Below are 19,306 nucleotides of genomic sequence, written 5' to 3' on the forward strand. Positions count from 1 at the left end.
GGTTACGGTGCCAGGGTGAGTGGAGACGTGGCCCTGCGTGTGCTCGACCTGGTCGGCATCTTCGTCTTCGGGATCACCGGCGCGCTGGTCGGCGTACGGAAGAAGCTGGACGTGTTCGGCATCCTGGTTCTGGCGCTGGTGACCGGGCTCGGTGGCGGGTTCATCCGGGATGTGCTGATCGGTGCGACCCCGCCGGCCGCGCTGGTCGACTGGCGGTATCTCGTCGTACCGGTGGCGGCCGGGCTGCTCACCTTCTTCCTGCATCCCGGGATCGGGCGGGTCGAGCGGCTGGTGAACGTCTTCGACGCGGCCGGGCTCGCGCTCTTCTGTGTGACCGGTGCGCGCGTAGCCCTCGACCACGGGCTGCCGCCGCTGTCGGCCGCCATGGTCGGGACCATCGCCGGCATCGGTGGCGGAGTGATCCGCGACCTCCTGTCCGGCCGCGTTCCGGTGGTCCTGCGGAGCGAGATCTATGCGACCCCGGCCTTCCTGGGCGCGACCATCGTGGTCGCCGCGCATGCCGCCGGCTACACGGCTCCCTGGATCGCGATCGCCGCAGCCGCCGTCTGCTTCGTCATCCGGCTGCTCGCCATCCGCCGCGGCTGGAACGCCCCGCTACCCCGCACGCAGTAACGCCTCGATCGTCCAGTCGTAGATCGGCGCGAGTGGCTCCGGAGCGGCCCAGCCGTTGATGGTCGCCAGCAGAGTCAGGTACCGCGCCCAGCGCGGGTCGTTCGCAGTCTGCAGGAGTTCAGCGAGACGGGCTCGGAGGTGATCGTCATCAGGCGATCCCACCGCGGCCGCGTATTCAGCCGTCAGGCTGCGCAGTACGGCGTCGGCCTCGGGGGAGCGCGGGTCGATCCCGGCCCGAACTGCGGGATCAACCTGCTGGCGAATCCTGGCGACGAGGTCCGGCCGCAGCGGCACGCGCCCACGACCCGCCTTGTAGTCCTCAGCCATCTGCCGTACTGCGGAACGGAAGCCGGGGTCCTCGGAGAGTTCGGCCAGTTCCACCCAGGCCTCGAGCTGGACGGTCGTGGGGTGGTCGGGGAGCTCGGCGGTCAGTGTGCGTCGGATCGCGGCGAAGTCGGGGTCATCACCGAACACGGTGTCGAGGAAGTCCCCGATCAACCGGTCGCGTTCGGCTTCGGACAGTCGGGCCAGTCGGTGCATCAGGTTCAGCTCCTCCGGAGTGGAGCCCCGCTCGGACACCGCGGTGAGGATCGCCCGGCGCAACCGCAGCGTCCGGATCTGCACCGTGAGCGCCTCGGCGTGTGCCGCGGCGACGTCGGAGAGCGCGATCTCGTGATCCAGGACCCGGCGGACCGTGGTCAGGTCGAGTCCCAGTTCGCGCAGCGTGCGGATCAGGTCGAGACGGGCGACGGCAGCGAGGTCGTAGCGGCGGTAGCCGGCGGGGCTGCGGTCGGTCGGCGGCACGAGCCCGCGGTCGGAGTAGAACCGGATCGTCTTGACCGATACCCCGGTCCGCCGCGCCAGTTCCCCGATCGAGTACAGCTCGTCGTCGCTCACGACCACACCCTCCCGTCTCCCCTCACTGGAGACTCAAGTCTCGCTCCAGGCCGCGGTCCGTCGGGCACGGTCAAGCGCCTTCGGGTGGGATCAGTTGTGGGCGAAGCGGGTGCGGGGCCGGGCGAAGGTGACGGAGACGCTGGCGACCAGGGCGCAGGCGATGCCGATGGTGACCGGGACCCAGTACGCCGTCGAGGCGCCCCAGCGGTCGACCGCGTGACCGGCCGCCGCGTTGCCGGGGGCAACACCGAGGAGTATGCCGGTGACGGTCCAGGTGATCGCCTCGGTCAGCCGTTGCGGCGGCACCCATTCCTCCACGCACGCCGTCACCGCGACCATCGTCGGCGCGATCGTCATACCCGCGCCGAAGAGCACGATGGCGAGCATGACGATGTTGCCGACCCAGGGGAGTGGCGACAGCGTGATGGCCAGGGCGATCGTGCCGATCAGCAGCCGGCGTTCGACCGGCGCGCGCCAGTGCACCGACCCGTACCAGAGCCCCGAGAGCAGACTCCCGAACGCCCAGACCGCCAGTACGACGCCCGACATCTCCGGCTGCCCGACCTCCGCGGTGAAGGCGATCGTGACCACCTCGGCGCTGCCCAGCGTGGCCCCGAGGCCCAGGCCAATGAGGCTCAGCAGCAACAGCGAGAGCCATGGCAGCGGCGCCCTCTCGGCACCGTCGGACCTCCCGCGCCCAGGTGGGTCGGACGCCTTGAGCAGGGCCAGCCAGATCCCGCCGGCCAACCCGAGAGCCCCCGCCGCGCCGAGTGCGGCGTACGGGCTGACCTGGTTGGCGAGGACGGCGACCAGGACCGGGCCGACGATGAAGACGACCTCGTCGCCGACCGCCTCGAGCGCGAAGGCGGTCTGCAGCGCGCGGCCCCGGCCGAGCAGATGGGTCCAGCGGGCCCGGACGAACGAGCCGACCTGCGGACGGGTGCCGCCGGCAACGAACGAGACCAGGTAGAGCACCCAGGCCGGCGCGTCCGCGTTGACGGCGAACAGCAGGCCGGCCAGCCCGATCGTGCACAGCACAGTCCCGACGAGCAGCAGCCGCCGCTGGCCGAACCGGTCGACGAGCCGCCCCTGGATCGGACCCGTCAGCGCTCCGGCGACCACCGCGACGCCCGAGACCGCGCCGGCCAGGCCGTAGGAGCCCTTCTCCTGGGCGATCAGGATGACGATGCCCAGACCGATCATCGAGATCGGCATACGGCCGACGATCCCGGCGGCGAAGAAGGCGCCGGCACCGGGACGGCGCATCAGGTGTACGTAGGGCTTCAGCATGGGGGACCGTGCACACCGTATCTGCCCGGCCTGAGAACATCGTTGTATGCCCGTCGACGTGTCGCCAGATCCAAACCCGTACGACGCTGTCCTGCTGCTCTCCTTCGGCGGTCCGGAGAAGCCCGAGGACGTACTGCCCTTCCTGCAGAACGTGACCCGCGGCCGGGGGATCCCGGACGACCGGCTGAAGGAAGTGGGCGAGCACTACTACTCGTTCGGCGGCAAGAGCCCGATCAACGACCAGAACCGCGAACTGCTGGCCGCGCTGCGGTCCTCCTTCGACGAGCTCGGCCTCGACCTGCCGCTCTACTGGGGCAACCGCAACTGGGCGCCATACCTGACCGACACCTTGCGCGAGATGACCGCGGACGGAGTACGGCGGGCTGTGGTGATCGTGACGTCGGCCTACCCGTCGTACTCGGGCTGCCGGCAGTACCGAGAGAATCTGGCCGACGCGGCCGCGCAGGTCGAGGGCTCTCCGGTGATCGACAAGCTGCGCCACTACGCGAACCACCCCGGCTTCGTCGGGTCGTTCGTGGAGTCCACGGCCGAGGCGCTGAGCGGCCTGCCGGAGGGATCCGCGATCGCCTACGTCACGCACTCCATCCCGACCACCATGAACGCCACCAGTGGTCCGGACGGCAACGGCTACACCAGCTGGCACGAGGACGTGGCCGCGGAGATCACCGCCGAGCTGCAGCGGCGTACAGGGGTCGAGCGCCGGACGGACCTCGTCTACTGCTCCCGCTCGGGCCCGCCGCAGGTGCCGTGGCTCGAGCCGGACGTCAACGACCACCTGGAGTACCTCGCGACCGAGGGCGTTCCCGGTGTCGCGGTCGTGCCGATCGGGTTCGTCAGCGACCACATGGAGGTCATCTACGACCTCGACACCGAGGCGGCTGCCACTGCGGAGAAGCTGCACCTCCCGATGGCTCGCGCGGCCACTCCCGGCACCGACCCGCGGTTCGTGACGATGCTGCGGGACCTGGTGCTGGAGCGGGCCGCCGCCGAGCGTGGCGAGCAGCCGGAGCGCCCCTGTGTCGGCAAGCTCGGTCCGGGCTGGGACGACTGCCTGCCCGACTGCTGTCCAGCCCCTCGCCGTCCCGCCGCCCCGGGCTCACCCACCACCGACGCCGCACAGGCCACGACCGCCGCACCGGCACCTAAGGAATCTGCATGAGCTCCGAGAACCCCCAGGACCTGCTGAAGCTGGCCGTCGAGGTGGCCACCGAGGCGGCCCGCCTGATCGTGGAGCGCCGCCGCGGCACGATCACGGTGGCCGACACGAAGAGCACCGTGACCGACATCGTCACCGCGGTGGACCGGGAGTCCGAGGAGCTGATCCGGGCCCGGGTGCTGGAGGCCCGGCCGGACGACTCGTTCCTCGGCGAGGAGGGCGACGACGTCAACGGCTCGAGCGGCGTGCGCTGGGTGGTCGACCCGATCGACGGCACCGTGAACTACCTGTACGACCTCCCGACGTACGCCGTCTCGATCGCTGTCGAGTACGACGGCCGGACCGTGGCCGGGGTCGTCGTCGACGCCCCGAAGGGCGAGGTGTTCACCGCGACGCTGGGCGGCGGGGCGTTCGCGGACGGCAGGCCGATCCGGGTCTCGGAATGCCCGGACCTGAGCAAGGCCCTGGTCGGCACCGGCTTCGGGTACGACGCGACCCGGCGCGAGGTCCAGGCCGAGGTCGTGCAACACCTGATCACCAAGGTCCGCGACATCCGGCGGATCGGGGTCGGCGCGATCGACCTGTGCTACGTCGCCTGCGGCCGGCTGGACGCGGTGTACGAGCGCGGGCTCAACCCGTGGGACTACGGAGCCGGCGCGCTGATCGCCGCCGAGGCGGGCGCGACCGTCGGCGGACTGCACGGAGAGCCGGTTTCGCCCGAGATGTCGATCGCCGCGACCCCCGCGGTGTTCGGGCCGCTGCACGATGCCCTCGCGGCGGCGAATCCACTCAGATCCTGAAACTGCTCGTTAGTGCGCGTAGTACGCAGTAACGAGCATTCGGCTGTTCGGTCCTGTCTCAATCTGCGACACGCGGGCCAGAAGGTGGACCCCGACGCGCGCGAAGGGCCCTTCATAGGGCACAATCCCTGCCTCGGGGGCGGTGTCGATGCCGCTGCCAGCCTGTCTGTCAAGGGTTTCGGGGGACCAGGAGTTCCGGCACGGAATTTCTCGGCCGCTTTACCCGTTCAAGGGCTCAGCAGGCAACACCACGGGTACGAAGAGGGCAGGGAAACACCATGGCGACTGATTACGACGCCCCGCGCAAGACGGACGAGGACTCCAGCGAGGAGTCGATCGAGGAACTGAAGACTCGCCGTCACGACAAGAACTCCGGCAAGGTCGACGAGGACGAGGCCGAGGCCGCCGAGAGCTTCGAGCTGCCCGGTGCCGACCTGAGCCACGAAGAGCTGGCGGTGCGGGTGCTCCCGCGCCAGGCCGACGAGTTCACCTGTTCGAGCTGCTTCCTGGTTCACCACCGTAGCCAGCTCGCGAACACCAAGAACGGCCAGCTGATCTGCCGCGACTGCGCTGCCTGAGAACGACAGCACTCTCGCCCTGCTCGGCTGAGTCCGTACCGGTATACGGGACCGTCCCCCTCGAGGGGCCGGTCCCGTCGTTATGTTTGCCCATCTTTGTCCGGCTCCAGCAGACTCCGGACCGAAAGATAGGCAATCGGGAGCGGGTGCTACCGATGTCCGCGAGGCCGCTCAGCTCCTAATCTCGCAGTATGAGTACGAAGATGCGGGACCTGTGGTCCGAAGGATTGTCCTTGTTGCGCTACGAGCCGACCGAGATGCGGATCCGGGTCCGGCACGGCGGACGCGTGATCGCCGACACCACCCGGGCCGCGCTGGTCTGGGAACCCCTGCGCGTGGTCCCCTCGTACGCCGTACCTTTGGCTGATCTGAGCGTCGACCTGGCCCACTCCTCGGGCGAGGCCGTGCCGGCGCCGGACGGCATCCTGCACCCCGGCATCCCGTTCGCCGCGCACTCCAGTGACGGGCACAGCATGGACCTGCTGGTGGGGGACGACCGGTTGGCCGGCGCCGGGTTCCGGCCGGACGACCCGGAGTTGGCGGAGTACGTAGTACTGGACTTCAACGCCTTCGACGAGTGGCTGGAAGAGGACCAGCCCGTCCTCTCGCACCCTCGGGAGCCTTATCACCGGGTTGACATCCGGCCGAGCTCCCGAGCGGTCCGGATCGAGCTGGACGGGGTGGTGCTGGCGGAGAGCTCGCGGCCGACATTCGTGTTCGAGACCAGCCTGCCGACGCGCTTCTACCTGCCGCGCGAGGACATCGTCGCGGAGCTGGAGCCGAGCGAGCTGCGGACGACATGCGCTTACAAGGGCCGGGCGATCTACTACTCGGCCGGCGGCCGCAAGAACCTCATGTGGAGCTACCCGGACCCGCTGTCGGACGCACGGGACCTGGCCGGGTTGGTAGCCGTCTACGACGACCTCGTGGACGTCTACGTCGACGGCGAGCTCCGCGGCCGGCCGAGTGGACCGGTCGCGCAGGCACTCCAGCAGGAGTTCGGCCTCGTCTAGGGCGTGTCCAGGGCCTTGGTGAGCGGGTCCTTCTCTTCGTAGCCGGGCGGGAGGGTGCCGGTGGACTTCAGCCAGTACTGCGCTGCCCTGTCCTCGGCGAACCGCTTGGCGACGGCCGCGGCGGCTCCGCTGGCCACGGCCCAGGTGACCACCTCGACGTAGCCGGCCTTATTGCCCTTCGGCGGCTCGCCGCCGGAGCCCAGCTTCCAGGCCGTGGTGACCGCCCTGTGGGCAACCATCGACACCACGGTTGTGAATGCCATCAGTACGAGCTTCCAGCCGATCTTGGCTCCCACCACAACAGCCTCCTAGCTACTGATCCCCGGTACTCAGGATCTTGCCACGCTGTCGGCCGTCAGAGCTGCTGCCAGCCGCTCCGGGTTCCTCGTGGCGATCAGCCAGTACGGCGCTGGGTCCCGCGGATCTGTGAGCTTCACCCGGACCGCCCCGGGCAAGTAGCTCCGCAGTACTAGATAAGCCGCCGGGTCACAGTCGCGTCCGAAGGCGTTGCGGGCAGCCTCACCGGTCAGGGGCTCCGCCTCGCCCAGGTAGGTCCGCTCGATCGAGGCCCGGCCGGCCCGGAGTTTCTGGGCGTCCACCTCGACCACGGCACCGCCGTACCTGATGAACAGCACTAGTAGGAGGACCGCCGCGACTCCGGCGACCGCGAAGCCGGCGACGTTGCCGGCCGGCACCGCGGTGATGACCCAGAGCGTCAGGACAGCGGCGGCCGCGATGATCCACCAGCGAACCGGCACGCTCAGCCGCTCCCGGTAACCGGCCCCTGCGTCAACCCGTGCGTCACCCACAGGACCAGCCTGGCACGCGGCCTGTCGGAGTCCGTCGGTAGGGTCGCCTCTCGTGATCGAGCCCCCGACGCGTACGGCGACGCCGAAGCGCGACCTGGAACCACCGGAGCGGCACCCCGACGCTCCCGGGCCGGGCACGGTGCTGCCGTCGCACTACGAGAACTGTGTGGCCTGCGGGCCGTCCCACCCGACCGGGCTGCGGCTGGTGTCGACGGCCGGGCCTGGCGTCACCATCACTGGTGAGTTCACCGTGACCGCGGAGCATCAGGGAGCACCCGGCCTCGCGCATGGCGGCGTACTGGCGATGGCACTGGACGAGGCTCTTGGTGGGCTGTCCTGGTTACTGCGCCGGCCGATGGTTACCGGGCGGCTCGAGACCGACTACATCCGGCCGGTGCCGGTGGGAGCCACGCTGTCGCTGCGGGCGGAGTGCCTCGGCTTCGAGGGACGCCGGATGTACGCGAAGGCCGTCGGGCGGCTGGGTGGTCCCGAGGGAAGTGTGGCGTTACGGGCGACAGCTGTGTTCGTTGTAGTGCCGCCGGAGCATTTCATCGAGCACGGCACCGACATGACCGCTGAGAAGGTCCACGACTACGAGGTGAACCCATGACCGAGGTACTGATCCAGCGGCTCGACCCGGATCTGCCAGTCCCGGCGTACGCGCATCCTGGCGACGCAGGCGCCGACCTGCTCGCGACCAGCGACGTGACCCTGAAGCCGGGGGAGCGGGCCGTGCTCGGCACCGGGATCGCCATCGCGCTGCAGGACGGGTACGCCGCTTTCGTCCACCCGCGCTCGGGTCTGGCCGCGAAACACGGCATCACACTCGTCAACGCGCCCGGCACGGTGGACGCGGGATACCGTGGCGAGATCAAGGTCTGCCTGATCAACCTGGACACCGCCGCCGAGGTCACGCTGCGCCGCGGCGACCGGATCGCGCAGCTGGTGATCCAGCGGGTCGAGAAGGCCCGGTTCGTCGAGGTGGACAGGCTGCCCGGCTCGGCCCGCGGCGAGGGTGGATACGGCTCGACCGGCGGTTTCGGTGGTGTGACACGCTGATCAGGTGCACTCCGTTGACCTGCGGAATACGCGAGACTACGGCGGCTGAAATCTGCCGGCCCGGTAGCCATGACTGACGAACGAGGAAGTAGGCAAGAGCAGTGATCTTCCGCCGCAAGGCCAAGAACGACGACACCGAAGCGACCGGCCCGGCCGGCAGCGACGACGTGGTCGAGGCCCCTGTCGAAGATGAGGGCGCCGAGGAAGCCGGTACGCCGGAGGGCCGCAGCGCGGGTCCGTTCGACTCCAGCGAGGTGGATGACTCGGAGCTGGAGGCCGAGGACCGGATCGATCTGGGTGCGCTGGTGATCACCGGCATGCCGGGCATGGAGCTGCGGCTGCAGGTCGACGAGCAGAGCGGTGACGTGCAGGCGATCCTGCTGGTGCTGGAAGACTCCGCGCTCGAGCTGCGCGCCTTCGCCGCGCCGAAGACCTCCGGCATCTGGACCGAGGTACGCCGCGAGATCGCCGCCGAGGCGACCCGGATGGGCGGCACCGCGTCGGAGACCGACGGCCCGTTCGGTACCGAGCTCGTGCTGGTGGTCCCGGTCGAGGACCCGGACGGCCAGATCTTCAGCCAGACCTCCCGAGTGATCGGTATCGACGGCCCGCGCTGGCTGCTGCGCGCCACCGTGCTCGGCCGTGCGGCGGTCGAGCCCGACGCCGCGCCGCCGATGGAGCAGTCGCTGCGCAACGTCATCGTGGTCCGCGGCAGCGAGCCGATGGCACCGCGCGAATCGCTGGCCCTGCGGCTGCCCCCGGGCGCCGAGCCGGCCGCCGAGGAAGAGGCCTGACGGAGATGTCCGGATACCGGTTCAGCACGTTCGCAGGCGGATTAGACTGTGCTCATGGGTAGCGAGAAACCCGCGGGGATGTGGAAGCGCGCGTTCAAGGGGCTGGCCGGTGACCGCGACCAGCAGGACGCCGAGGTGCTCCAGGACTACGCGCACGACTGTGGCGCGCGGTCCATCACCGGTTGTCACGACCGGGAGATGGTGACGCTGTACGGCACGCTGCGCACGATCACCTTCAGCCCGCGGGGCGGCGTACCGGCCCTGGAGGGCGAGCTGTACGACGGCACCGGCACGGTCAAGCTGATCTGGCTCGGCCGGCGCAAGATCGCCGGCATCCACCCCGGATCGGAGCTGATCGCGTCCGGGCGGATCGGTGTCGTGGACGGGGACCGGGTGATGTTCAACCCGAAGTACGAGCTCCGTCCGACGGCCGCGCATGGCTGACCAGACCCAGGGCAGCCGCCGCGACCAGCTCGACGAGGACCTGAACGAGAAGCTCGTCGAGATCCTCAAGCCCGAGTTCGAAGCCGCCGAGGCGATGGGCCCTGAGGCTGACGTCTCTTCTTCGACCGGCGACGGTTCGCCTCATACCTCGGGCCCTGCTACCTCCGATGCTGCTGCCTCGGGTGCTGCAGCTGAGACCGCTGCCGATGAGGCCGAGTCCGCGAAGACAGACGCGAAGCCGGCGACCACGGACAAGGACTTCTTCCAGGCGCTCGGTGGCTGGGGCGCGCTGCTCGACATCGGCCTGCCGTGGATCGCGTTCCTGATCGTCTACGGCGCCAGTGACCACAACCTGAAGCTGGCCCTGCTCGTCGCCGTCGTCTCCGGCGCCGCGGTCGCGCTGCTCCGGCTGGTCCGCAGGCAGCCCCTCCGCAATGTGGCGGGCGGCTTCGTCGGCGTCCTCATCTCCGCCTGGGTGGCGAACCGCAGCGGCCGAGCCGAAGACGTCTACCTCCCCGGCCTCCTGATCAACCTCGGGTACGGCCTCCTCTACCTGCTGACGGTCCTCTTCCGCTGGCCGCTGTTCGGCGTGCTCTACGGAGTCATCACCCAGACCGGCACGGCCTGGCGCAAAGACCCAGCCATGCTCAAGGGTTTCAGCCGAGCCACCCTCGTCTTCGTCGGCCTCTTCGCCATCCGCCTGGTCGTCCAGGTCCCGCTCTACCTCACCGGCAGCCTCAACGCCCTCGGCATCGCAAAGGTAGGCATGGGCCTCCCCCTCTACGCCCTGGCCCTCTGGCTCGCCTACGCAGTCCTCCGAGGCTCCCTCCCACCCGACAAGTGGGACGAAGCCCGAGACCACGTGACCCACCTCCTCCGAGGCAACAAGAAGTAGTACCTCCCACGCGAGCGGCGTACGGAGTGACAGGTGGTACTGCGTTGTCTGTGCGGCTCAACCGCCTGGGTAGGTGTGGAGGCTTTCGTCGCGGGCGACGTCTTCCTGTCGCTCGGTACACGGTGCTGGTGTAGCGGCGCGGAGTGGACTTCTGGTGAGGCCAGCCGGGCCGCCTGACCACCTCCTAGGCGAGCCGACCGGCTGACTACCTCGCGGCGGTGTGGGGGTGTACCACCGATGTCGCAAGAGTGACGTGGCCAAAGTGGTCAGGGGAAAGTGTTAGTTGCGGGTGTGAAGGAAGCCTACGATTTCGCGACCATTCGTAGACACTCTGTGAGGCATTCGTGACACCACGCTCTGGCCGCGGTCGGAGGCTGACTGCCATCTCGGCGGCAGTCCTGGCCGTTGCCGCGTCCGTGACCGGCGGTTCCGCCGCCGCGTCGCCCCCACCCGCTTCGCCCGGCTCGTACGACGTATCGGCAGGCCAGGCCGCACCGCAGACCATCACCTTGATCACCGGGGACCAGGTCAAGGTCACCGTCGGCGCCGACGGCAAGAAGAACTACACCGTGACAGGCCCGGATGGCCGCCTGGCTGACCACGATCTGCGGGTCAAGGGAGACGACACCTACGTCTACCCGCGATCCGCGAGCCGGTACCTCGCCGCGAAGTTGCTGGACGAGGACCTCTTCAACGTGACCCGGTTGCTCGCCGACGGCTACCGCGGCGACCTCCCGTTGATCGTCACCTACACGGACGCCGCCACCCGTTCGCGGCAGCAGGCCGTGCCGGACGGCGCCCGCAAGCAGCGTGCCCTGAGCAGCATCCAGGGCGCCGCCCTCACCACCAACGACACCGCGGACTTCTGGCGTTCACTGACAGCCGGGAGCACCGCCCGCTCGACCGGCGCGGCCACCTTCACCGGCGGTATCGCCAAGGTCTGGTTGGACGGCAAGTTCAAGGCCGACCTCGCCGACAGTACGGCGCAGATCGGCGCGCCGGAGGTCTGGCGTGGCGGCAACACCGGCGAGGGCGTGGACGTCGCAGTACTGGACACCGGCGTCGACCTGGAGCACCCGGACCTCGACGACCGGGTGACCGCGTCGACCAGCTTCGTACCGGGCGTGGACGTCACCGACCGGCAGGGACACGGCACCCACGTCGCGTCCACCATCGCCGGCACGGGTGACGCGTCGGGCGGAGTCGAGCGCGGCGTCGCGCCGGGCGCCCGGCTGCACATCGGCAAGGTGCTCGACAACGAGGGCAGCGGCCAGGAGTCCTGGATCATCGCCGGGATGGAGTGGGCCGCGCGCGACCAGCACGCCAAGGTCGTCAGCATGAGCCTCGGCGGTGGGCCGACCGACGGCACCGACCCGATCAGCCAGTCGCTGAACGAGCTGTCCGCCGAGACCGGAGCCCTCTTCACGGTTGCCGCTGGCAACTACGGACCCGGGTACTACACCGCGACAGCGCCCGGAATCGCCGAGTCGGCGTTGACCGTGGGTGCCGTGGACGGCGCCGACAAGCTCGCCGACTTCTCCAGTTGGGGCCCGCGGGTGGGCGACGGCGGGTTGAAGCCAGACATCACCGCCCCTGGCGTCGACATCCTCGCCGCGCGATCGCAGTACGCGGCCGAAGGCACCGGCTCCTACCAGCTGATGAGCGGTACTTCGATGGCGACGCCGCACGTCGCCGGAGCCGTGGCCCTGCTGGCCGCGCAGCACCCGGACTGGACCGGGCAGCAGCTCAAGAACGCGATCGTGAGTACTGCGAAGCCGACGCCGCAGTACATCCCGTACCAGGGTGGCAACGGGCGCCTGGACATCGCCGCGACCAGCAAGTCGTCAGTGTTCGCCACGTCGAGCGCGTACTCCGGCTTCTACGGCTGGCCCGTCGCGGCCGGCAAGTCCGTGGACCGCGTGGTCACCTACACGAACACCGGTGATGCGCCGGTCGTACTGGATCTGTCCACCCAGGTGAACGACGCCCCGGCGGGCCTGTTCACGCTGTCGACGCCGAAGGTCACCGTCCCCGCGCACGGGACGGCGGACGTCACTCTGACCGCCAAGGTGGAGGTGGCACCGGTGGACAAGCAGCTGTCCGGCCGCCTGATCGCTACCGGCGCCAACGGCCTGCAGTTGAGCACGATGATCGGTATCGGCCGGGAAGGCGAGCGCTACCAGCTCACCCTGAACGCCAAGGACCGCAGCGGCCGCCCGCTGGCCGGTGACGCGATCCTGATCGGCCGGGGCTCGTACGGCCAGTTCACCGTCGAAGAGGGCGGCACCGAGCTTCGCCTTCCGCCCGGCGACTACACGACCTGGCTGACCGCGGACGTGGAAGGTGCGAACGGGCCGTCGTCGCGAGGCCTCGCAGTACTGACGCTGCTCGACATCCACCTCGACAAGGACCGGACGGTCACGTACGACGCGCGCAAGGCCCGGCAGCTGAAGGTGGTGACTCCGCAGGCGACCAGCCTGGGTGAGGTGCGGGTGAACACCTATCGCGACTTCGGCCGGGACTTCTCGGTCGGATCGTCCCGCTGGCCGGATCCCAGCTACGACAGCGCTTGGGTGTTGCCCACGGCAAAGGTCACCGACGGCACCTTCACCGCCGGCGCTCGCTGGCGGATGGAGCAGCCCGCTCTGACGCTGGCCGCTTCGTCCCTGTCGTTCCCTGACCTGAGGGTCCGTCAGGCGGCGACTCCGCTGCCTAAGGGGAAGCAGCAGCTCGACGCTGTGTTCGCCGGAGACGGCGGCCCGGCCGCGAGCAAGACGGTCGACGAGCGGGGCAAGGCGGTCGTAGTACGGCGCAACGACAGCGTCTCGCTGCAGGACCAGGCAACTGCTGCTGCGGCCGCCGGCGCCAAGCTGCTGGTGGTGGTGAACGACGGCATCGGCAAACTGTCGCCGTGGGGCGACTCGATCTGGGCACCCAACCCGCCGCCGATCACGGTCGCGACCGTGACGCACGACGAGGGCGAGCAGCTGATCTCCCAGCTGCAGCACGGCAAGCGCACGCTGACCGTGGATTCGAACCCGGCCATGGCCTACCAGTACGACGTGTCGCACTTCTCGGACCACGTGCCGGTTGACCCGTCGTACCGGCCGGGCTCGCGTGACCTGGCCCGGCTCGACCTCTCGTACCGGAACTTCCGCCAGGGCCAGGTGACAGAGAACCGGTACGACGTGTGGAACGTCGACTGGGAGTCCTCAATGAACACCTGGGGGACGGCGGCGCAGGGCGAGCGGACCGAGTGGGTCACCGCGGGCGTGCCGTACCAGGGACACGCGGAGATCGTGCGGGAGCTCCAGCAGGCCGACGCGGGCTGGACCGCCTATCGGGCCGGTAGTCGTACGGCCGTTGACTGGTTCGGGCCGATCCAGCGTCCGCGGCTGAGCAAGGGTCTCTCGCCGGTGCGGCTCGAGGATGGTCTCGCCATCGTCGCGCCCGGCTGGGGATCCGGCGGCGACCACTACGGCACGGCGTTCGGCAACTTCGACCTCACCCAGAAGGTGAGCCTCTTCCAGGGCTCGACGCTGGTGTCCGAGGCCGACCGCGATCAGCTGAACGTGTCCGGCCTCAAGCCCGAGCGCCTGCCGTACCGGCTGGTGGTGGACAACACCCGCGGCACCTTCCCGAACCCGTACTCGACCGCGACGCGGACCGAGTGGGGCTTCAACTCGGGTGCCGTCGCCGAGGCGGCTCCGGTGTCGCTGATCCAGCTCGACTACTCGGTCGACACCGACGCGGCGGGCCGAGCCGGTCGCCGCGACGACCTGACCATCTCCCCGATGTGGTCGGTCGACTCGTCGACGAACGGGCTGCGGCAGCCATCGGTCGACGTTTCGTACGACGACGGCAAGACCTGGCTGCGGGCTTCTCTGAAGCAAACGCCGGACGGCTGGACCGCCCGGCTCGACGCTCCCCGCTCGGCCTCCTTCGTCACCCTGCGGACCCACGCGGAAGACGGCTCAGGAGCCAGCATCAACCAGCAGATCACCAGGGCCTTCGGCCTGAAGTAACCCTTCGGTCGTGCTGGGTGGCGGTTCTCCCTCACCCAGCACGTCCTCCAAATCCCCTGCGCCGCGGCGTACGGAACGACAGGACGTACTGCGTGCTCTGTGCGCCTCGACCACCTCGGCAGGTGCGGAGGTTGGTGTCGCGAGCGACCTCTTCCTGTCGTTCGGTACAGCCGTGCCCTGAGTAGGGCGCCCGGCGGGGTTACTGGGGGCGGTGGTGGTGGGGGGAGAGCATGTCTTCCAGTTGTTCTTCGGTTTCGTCGGCGGCTACGAAGAGGAGTTCGTCGTTGAGTTCGAGGGTGCCGTCGGGGTCGGGGCGGAGGACGCGGCCTTCGCGGATGATGGTGACCAGGGCAGTGTCGATCGGCCAGTCGATGTCGCCGACGCGGAGGCCGATCATCGGGGAGTCCTCCGGCAGGGTGAGCTCGACGAGGTTCGCGTCGCCCTGACGGAAGGTGAACAGGCGGACCAGGTCGCCGACGGACACGGCTTCCTCGACCAGCGCGGACATGATCCGCGGGGTGGAGACGGACACGTCCACGCCCCAGGCCTCGTTGAACATCCACTCGTTCCGCGGGTGGTTGACCCGGGCAACGGTCCGCGGTACGCCGAACTCGGTCTTGGCCAGCAGCGACACGACCAGATTGGTCTTGTCGTCACCGGTGCTCGCGATCGCCACCTGGCACCGCTGCAGCGCGGCCTCCTCCAGCGATGACAGTTCGCAGGCGTCGGCGAGCAACCACTCCGCGCGCGGTACGGACTCGGCCTTGATCGCGCGCGGGTCCTTGTCGATCAGCAGGACCTCGTGGCCGTTCTCCAGCAGTTCCGCCGCGATCGATCGCCCGACGTTCCCCGCGCCGGCGATGGCTACCCGCATCACAGCTCCTCAGGCTTGGTACCTAGCTGGGACTCGATCGCTTCGGCGTCGCGCTCCAGCATGACGACGTGGACCAGGTCACCCTCCTGGATGACCGTGTCGGCCTTCGGCAGCAGACCTTCGCCGAGCCGGGTCAGGAACGCGACCCGGGCACCGGTGGCCTTGTCGATGTCGAGGGCGAGCCGGCCGACCCAGCCGGAGTGCACGTGCACCTCGGCCAGCCGGACGGTGCCGGACGGATCGCGCCACTCGGGCTCCGAACCGCTCGGCAGCAACCGCCGGATCATCTGGTCGACGGTCCACTTCACCGTGCCGACGGTGGGGATGCCGAGCCGCTGGTAGACCTCGGCGCGGCCGGGGTCGTAGATCCGGGCGACGACGTTGCCGACGCCGAAGTTCTCCCGCGCCACCCGGGCGGCGAGGATGTTGGAGTTGTCGCCGTTCGAGACCGCCGCGAAGGCTTCGGCGTCCTCGATCCCGGCCTCGATCAGCACCTCACGGTCGAAGCCCATACCGGTGATGGTGCGGCCGGAGAAGTTGGGGCTCAGACGGCGGAAGGAGTCGGCGGACTGGTCGATGATGGCGACCGTGTGGCCGCGTTTCTCGAGCGTGCGGGCGAGCGTCGACCCGACGCGGCCGCAGCCCATGATGACGACGTGCACTCCGTGATCACTCCTTGCCCCTCTCACAGGGGCCGCTGGCATCGGGTTCGGCAGGGATAGACGCTACACCGGCCCTCACATCCCTCTAACATCACCGGTGTGACTCCCGCTCTAGGCGATATCGGCAAACGCATCCTCATCGGACGCAAGCTGCGCAGTACGCAGCTCGGCGAGACGCTGCTTCCGAAGAAGATCGCACTCCCGGTGTTCGCCAGTGACGCTCTGTCGTCGGTCGCCTACGCCCCGGACGAGATCTTCCTGACGCTGTCCCTGGCCGGTCTGGCGGCCTACTCGTTCTCCTGGAAGATCGGCCTGCTGGTCGCGTTCGTGATGCTCGTCGTGGTCGCGTCGTACCGGCAGAACGTGCACGCGTACCCCTCCGGCGGCGGCGACTACGAGGTCGCCACGGTCAACATCGGCCCGAACGCCGGCCTCACCGTGGCCAGCGCGCTGATGGTCGACTACGTGCTCACCGTCGCGGTGTCGATCTCCTCGGGCGTGCAGAACGCGAAGTCCGCCCTGCCGTTCCTGGCGGGCCACGAGGTCCCGCTGGCGGTGGGGCTGGTGGTGATCCTGACGGCGTTGAACCTGCGCGGCGTCCGGGAGTCGGGCGCGCTGTTCGCGATCCCGACGTACATCTTCATGGCGTCCATCATCGGGATGGCGATCTGGGGCATCATCCGGCTCACCGCCGGGAACCTGCCGCTGGCCGACAGCGCCCAGTTCGACATCCAGCCCGAACCCGGGCACGAGGTGTTCAGTGGGCTCGCGGCGGCCTTCCTGCTGGCCCGGGCCTTCTCGTCCGGGTGTGCCGCGCTGACCGGTGTCGAGGCGATCAGCAACGGCGTACCGGCGTTCCGCAAGCCGAAGAGCAAGAACGCGGCGACCACGCTGCTGCTGCTCGGCACGATCGCCATCACGATGCTGATGAGCATCATCTTCCTCGCGGACAAGATCAGGCTCCGGTATGCCGAGGATCCCGCGACCCAGCTCCTCCTCAACGGCGAACCGGTCGGCGACAGCTACAACCAGAAGACGGTGATCGGCCAGATCGGCGACTCGGTCTTCTCCAACTTCCCGCCCGGGTTCTACCTGGTGATCGGCGCGACCATGCTGATCCTGGTGCTGGCCGCGAACACCGCGTTCAACGGCTTCCCGGTGCTGGCCTCCATCCTGGCCAAGGACGGGTACCTGCCCCGGCAGTTGCACACCCGGGGCGACCGGCTCGCGTACAGCAACGGCATCATCCTGCTGGCGCTCTGCGCGATCGGCCTGATCATCGCGTTCGACGCCGAGGTGACGAAGCTGATCCAGCTGTACATCGTCGGGGTGTTCGTCTCGTTCACACTCAGCCAGTTCGGCATGATCCGCCACTGGACCCGGCACCTGAAGACGGAGACCGACGCGGCCAAGCGCCGGCAGATGATGCGGTCGCGGAGCATCAACGCGGTCGGCCTGACGCTGACGGGCATCGTGTTGGTGATCGTGCTGGTCACCAAGTTCACCCACGGCGCCTATATCGCGATCATCGCGATGGCCGTGCTGTTCGTGTTGATGAAGGGGATCCGCAAGCACTACGACACGGTCGGCCGCGAGATGGCTGTCGACGCCGGCGACAAGTTGATGCTGCCGGCCCGGGTGCACGCGATCGTGCTGGTCTCCAAGCTGCACAAGCCGACCCTGCGGGCGCTGGCCTTCGCCAAGGCGGCCCGGCCGTACATGCTCGAGGCAGTGACGGTCGATGTCGACCGCGACGAGTCGGAGCTGCTGCAGGCCGAGTGGGATCGCCGGGACATCCCCGTACCGCTCAAGCGGCTGGCCTCGCCGTACCGGGAGATCACCCGGCCGATCCTGCAGTACGTCCGCGACATCCGGCGCCAGTCGCCGCGGGACGTAGTGATGGTCTACATCCCCGAGTACGTGGTCGGACACTGGTGGGAGCACATCCTGCACAACCAGAGCGCGCTGCGGCTCAAGGGCCGGCTCTTGTTCACACCTGGTGTGATGGTTACGTCCGTTCCGTACCAGCTGATCTCTTCGCAGGCGGCTGAGGAGCGGCAGGACCGTGAAGAACGCGTAGCCGGCCAGGTACGGCGCGGCGCGCGCAAGAGTTCAGGAGACCGGTGACGGCAGAAGAGATCGTCGGGACGCTACTCGAGCTCGAGGTGGGACCGGTAGCGCACGGCGGGCACTGTGTCGCGCGCTACGAGGGCCAGGTGGTGTTCGTCCGGCACGCGTTGCCGGGGGAGCTCGTGCACGCCCGGGTGACCGAGCAGAACGCGAAGTACCTGCGGGCGGACGCCGTACAGGTCCTCACCCCGTCGCCGCACCGGATCGAGCCGCCCTGCCCGTACGCCGGACCGGGGCGCTGCGGCGGCTGCGACTTCCAGCACGCGAACATCGTCGAGCAGCGCCGGCTGAAGGCGACCGTCGTGTCGGACACGCTGCGGCGGATCGGCGGCATCGAGCGCAACGTCGTGATGGAGTCACCCGGCGACGACGGGCTCGGCTGGCGGACCCGGATGCGGTACGCCGTGGTCGGCGGCCGGCCCGGGATGTTCGCACACCGCTCGCACGACCTGGTTCCGATCGACCGGTGCCTGATCGCGCACCCGGACACCCCGCCGGTGCTCGACCAGCGGTGGCCAGGGGCCTCTTCGGTTCAGGCGGTGGTGTCGTCGGAGGGCAAGACCGCCGTCCTGACCGACGAGAACTCGGCCGGGCGGGTCGTCGAGGTGGTGCGCGACCGGCGGTTCCGAGTCGAGGCCGGTGGCTTCTGGCAGGTCCACCCGGCGGCTCCGTCGATGCTGGTGGACGCAGTACTGGCCGGGCTCGAGCCTGCGGCGGGGGAGACCGCGCTGGACCTGTACTCCGGGGTCGGGCTGTTCGCGGCGTTCCTGGCTGAGGCGGGGTGCGCCGTACTGGCTGTCGAGGGGGACCGGGACGCCGTGAAGAACGCGCGGCGGAACCTGCACGATCTGCCCGCGGTGACGCTGGAGCAGGGCGACGTCGACAAGGTGCTGAACAACGCTGCCGGGCAAGGGCTGGAGTCGGTCGACCTGGTGGTCCTCGACCCGCCTCGCACCGGCGCGGGCAAGGCCGTCGTACGCCGCATCGCGGCGCTGTCGCCCCGCAAGGTCGCATACGTCGCCTGCGACCCGGCCGCGCTCGCCCGGGACCTGAAGACCTTCGGGGAGCTCGGCTACGGCGTCAGTTCGTTGCGGGCGTTCGATTTGTTCGGGATGACGCATCACATAGAGTGCGTGGCTGTGCTCGAGCCGCGACCTGACTAGGTGGGTCGTGGGCGTCTCGGGTACCGTTCTGGCCTGGATCTGACCCCCGGAGCCGGAGCGGGC

19 protein-coding genes are annotated in these 19,306 nt (G+C 69.2%); 13 read left to right on the plus strand and 6 right to left on the minus strand.

Going from position 1 to position 19,306, the window contains the following annotated elements; genetic code table 11:
- The first annotated feature begins 15 nt into the window (after positions 1–15).
- Positions 16–633 carry a trimeric intracellular cation channel family protein gene (locus ACFPJ1_RS40330; RefSeq protein ID WP_380111656.1) on the plus strand — a complete coding sequence of 206 codons (618 nt, stop codon included), beginning with the start codon at positions 16–18 and terminating at the stop codon, positions 631–633.
- On the opposite strand, the gene ACFPJ1_RS40335 is transcribed toward ACFPJ1_RS40330, so the two are convergent.
- Both ACFPJ1_RS40335 and ACFPJ1_RS40340 read right to left on the minus strand, forming a co-directional pair.
- Positions 616–1,530, minus strand: a complete 915-nt coding sequence (locus ACFPJ1_RS40335; RefSeq protein ID WP_380111657.1) for a MerR family transcriptional regulator — start codon at positions 1,528–1,530, stop codon at positions 616–618. The two genes, ACFPJ1_RS40330 and ACFPJ1_RS40335, sit on opposite strands and share 18 nt — an antisense overlap.
- 90 nt (positions 1,531–1,620) lie before the next feature.
- The gene (locus ACFPJ1_RS40340; protein WP_380111659.1) at positions 1,621–2,820 is read right to left on the minus strand and encodes an MFS transporter; all 1,200 of its coding nucleotides are present in this window, start codon (positions 2,818–2,820) and stop codon (positions 1,621–1,623) included.
- Positions 2,821–2,866: 46 nt separating this feature from the next.
- Here ACFPJ1_RS40340 and ACFPJ1_RS40345 point away from each other — a divergent pair, with 46 nt between their 5' ends.
- The 4 genes from ACFPJ1_RS40345 to ACFPJ1_RS40360 all read left to right on the plus strand — a co-directional run bounded on the left by ACFPJ1_RS40345 (position 2,867) and on the right by ACFPJ1_RS40360 (position 6,388).
- On the plus strand, positions 2,867–4,000 hold the full coding sequence (locus ACFPJ1_RS40345; protein ID WP_380111660.1) for a ferrochelatase: 1,134 nt from the start codon (positions 2,867–2,869) through the stop codon (positions 3,998–4,000).
- Positions 3,997–4,797, plus strand: coding sequence for an inositol monophosphatase family protein (locus ACFPJ1_RS40350; protein ID WP_380111661.1), 801 nt, complete (start codon positions 3,997–3,999; stop codon positions 4,795–4,797). The genes ACFPJ1_RS40345 and ACFPJ1_RS40350 overlap by 4 nt, the downstream gene beginning before the upstream one ends.
- A 278-nt stretch (positions 4,798–5,075) precedes the next feature.
- Positions 5,076–5,375, plus strand: a complete 300-nt coding sequence (locus tag ACFPJ1_RS40355; RefSeq protein WP_132196133.1) for a DUF4193 domain-containing protein — start codon at positions 5,076–5,078, stop codon at positions 5,373–5,375.
- Between the two features lie 191 nt (positions 5,376–5,566).
- Positions 5,567–6,388, plus strand: coding sequence for a DUF427 domain-containing protein (locus ACFPJ1_RS40360; RefSeq protein ID WP_380111663.1), 822 nt, complete (start codon positions 5,567–5,569; stop codon positions 6,386–6,388).
- On the opposite strand, the gene ACFPJ1_RS40365 is transcribed toward ACFPJ1_RS40360, so the two are convergent.
- Together ACFPJ1_RS40365 and ACFPJ1_RS40370 are read right to left on the minus strand one after the other, a co-directional pair.
- Positions 6,385–6,684 (minus strand): DUF4235 domain-containing protein, encoded by a 300-nt coding sequence (locus ACFPJ1_RS40365; protein ID WP_380111664.1) that lies wholly within the window; start codon positions 6,682–6,684, stop codon positions 6,385–6,387. The two genes, ACFPJ1_RS40360 and ACFPJ1_RS40365, sit on opposite strands and share 4 nt — an antisense overlap.
- 33 nt (positions 6,685–6,717) lie before the next feature.
- Positions 6,718–7,197 carry a DUF3093 domain-containing protein gene (locus ACFPJ1_RS40370; protein ID WP_380111665.1) on the minus strand — a complete coding sequence of 160 codons (480 nt, stop codon included), beginning with the start codon at positions 7,195–7,197 and terminating at the stop codon, positions 6,718–6,720.
- A 52-nt stretch (positions 7,198–7,249) separates the two neighbouring features.
- On the opposite strand from ACFPJ1_RS40370, the gene ACFPJ1_RS40375 reads away from it, so the two are divergent.
- From ACFPJ1_RS40375 to ACFPJ1_RS40400, 6 genes are all read left to right on the plus strand, one after another.
- A complete protein-coding gene (locus ACFPJ1_RS40375; protein ID WP_380111666.1) occupies positions 7,250–7,807 on the plus strand; it encodes a PaaI family thioesterase in 558 nt (185 codons plus the stop codon).
- Positions 7,804–8,256 (plus strand): dUTP diphosphatase, encoded by a 453-nt coding sequence (gene dut, locus ACFPJ1_RS40380; RefSeq protein ID WP_380111667.1) that lies wholly within the window; start codon positions 7,804–7,806, stop codon positions 8,254–8,256. Before ACFPJ1_RS40375 ends, dut begins: the two co-directional genes overlap by 4 nt.
- 101 nt (positions 8,257–8,357) lie before the next feature.
- Positions 8,358–9,050, plus strand: coding sequence for a DUF3710 domain-containing protein (locus ACFPJ1_RS40385; protein ID WP_380111668.1), 693 nt, complete (start codon positions 8,358–8,360; stop codon positions 9,048–9,050).
- Between the two features lie 54 nt (positions 9,051–9,104).
- Complete coding sequence (locus tag ACFPJ1_RS40390; protein ID WP_380111669.1) at positions 9,105–9,494, plus strand: OB-fold nucleic acid binding domain-containing protein; 390 nt, start codon at positions 9,105–9,107, stop codon at positions 9,492–9,494.
- Entirely contained in the window at positions 9,487–10,389 is a 903-nt protein-coding gene (locus ACFPJ1_RS40395; RefSeq protein ID WP_380111670.1) for a DUF3159 domain-containing protein, read from the plus strand. Before ACFPJ1_RS40390 ends, ACFPJ1_RS40395 begins: the two co-directional genes overlap by 8 nt.
- A gap of 344 nt (positions 10,390–10,733) precedes the next feature.
- Positions 10,734–14,414 (plus strand): S8 family peptidase, encoded by a 3,681-nt coding sequence (locus ACFPJ1_RS40400; protein ID WP_380111671.1) that lies wholly within the window; start codon positions 10,734–10,736, stop codon positions 14,412–14,414.
- Positions 14,415–14,613: 199 nt separating this feature from the next.
- Here the strand turns inward: ACFPJ1_RS40400 and ACFPJ1_RS40405 are convergent, their stop codons facing one another.
- Both ACFPJ1_RS40405 and ACFPJ1_RS40410 read right to left on the minus strand, forming a co-directional pair.
- On the minus strand, positions 14,614–15,288 hold the full coding sequence (locus ACFPJ1_RS40405; RefSeq protein ID WP_380111672.1) for a potassium channel family protein: 675 nt from the start codon (positions 15,286–15,288) through the stop codon (positions 14,614–14,616).
- On the minus strand, positions 15,288–15,950 hold the full coding sequence (locus ACFPJ1_RS40410; protein WP_380111673.1) for a potassium channel family protein: 663 nt from the start codon (positions 15,948–15,950) through the stop codon (positions 15,288–15,290). The genes ACFPJ1_RS40405 and ACFPJ1_RS40410 overlap by 1 nt, the downstream gene beginning before the upstream one ends.
- Positions 15,951–16,049: 99 nt before the next feature.
- On the opposite strand from ACFPJ1_RS40410, the gene ACFPJ1_RS40415 reads away from it, so the two are divergent.
- Positions 16,050–18,077 carry an APC family permease gene (locus tag ACFPJ1_RS40415; RefSeq protein ID WP_380111674.1) on the plus strand — a complete coding sequence of 676 codons (2,028 nt, stop codon included), beginning with the start codon at positions 16,050–16,052 and terminating at the stop codon, positions 18,075–18,077.
- On the plus strand, positions 18,074–19,243 hold the full coding sequence (locus ACFPJ1_RS40420) for a class I SAM-dependent RNA methyltransferase (RefSeq protein ID WP_380111675.1): 1,170 nt from the start codon (positions 18,074–18,076) through the stop codon (positions 19,241–19,243). Before ACFPJ1_RS40415 ends, ACFPJ1_RS40420 begins: the two co-directional genes overlap by 4 nt.
- Positions 19,244–19,306 lie beyond the last annotated feature (63 nt).

Source organism: Kribbella qitaiheensis (assembly GCF_042657745.1).
GTDB lineage: Bacteria > Actinomycetota > Actinomycetes > Propionibacteriales > Kribbellaceae > Kribbella > Kribbella qitaiheensis.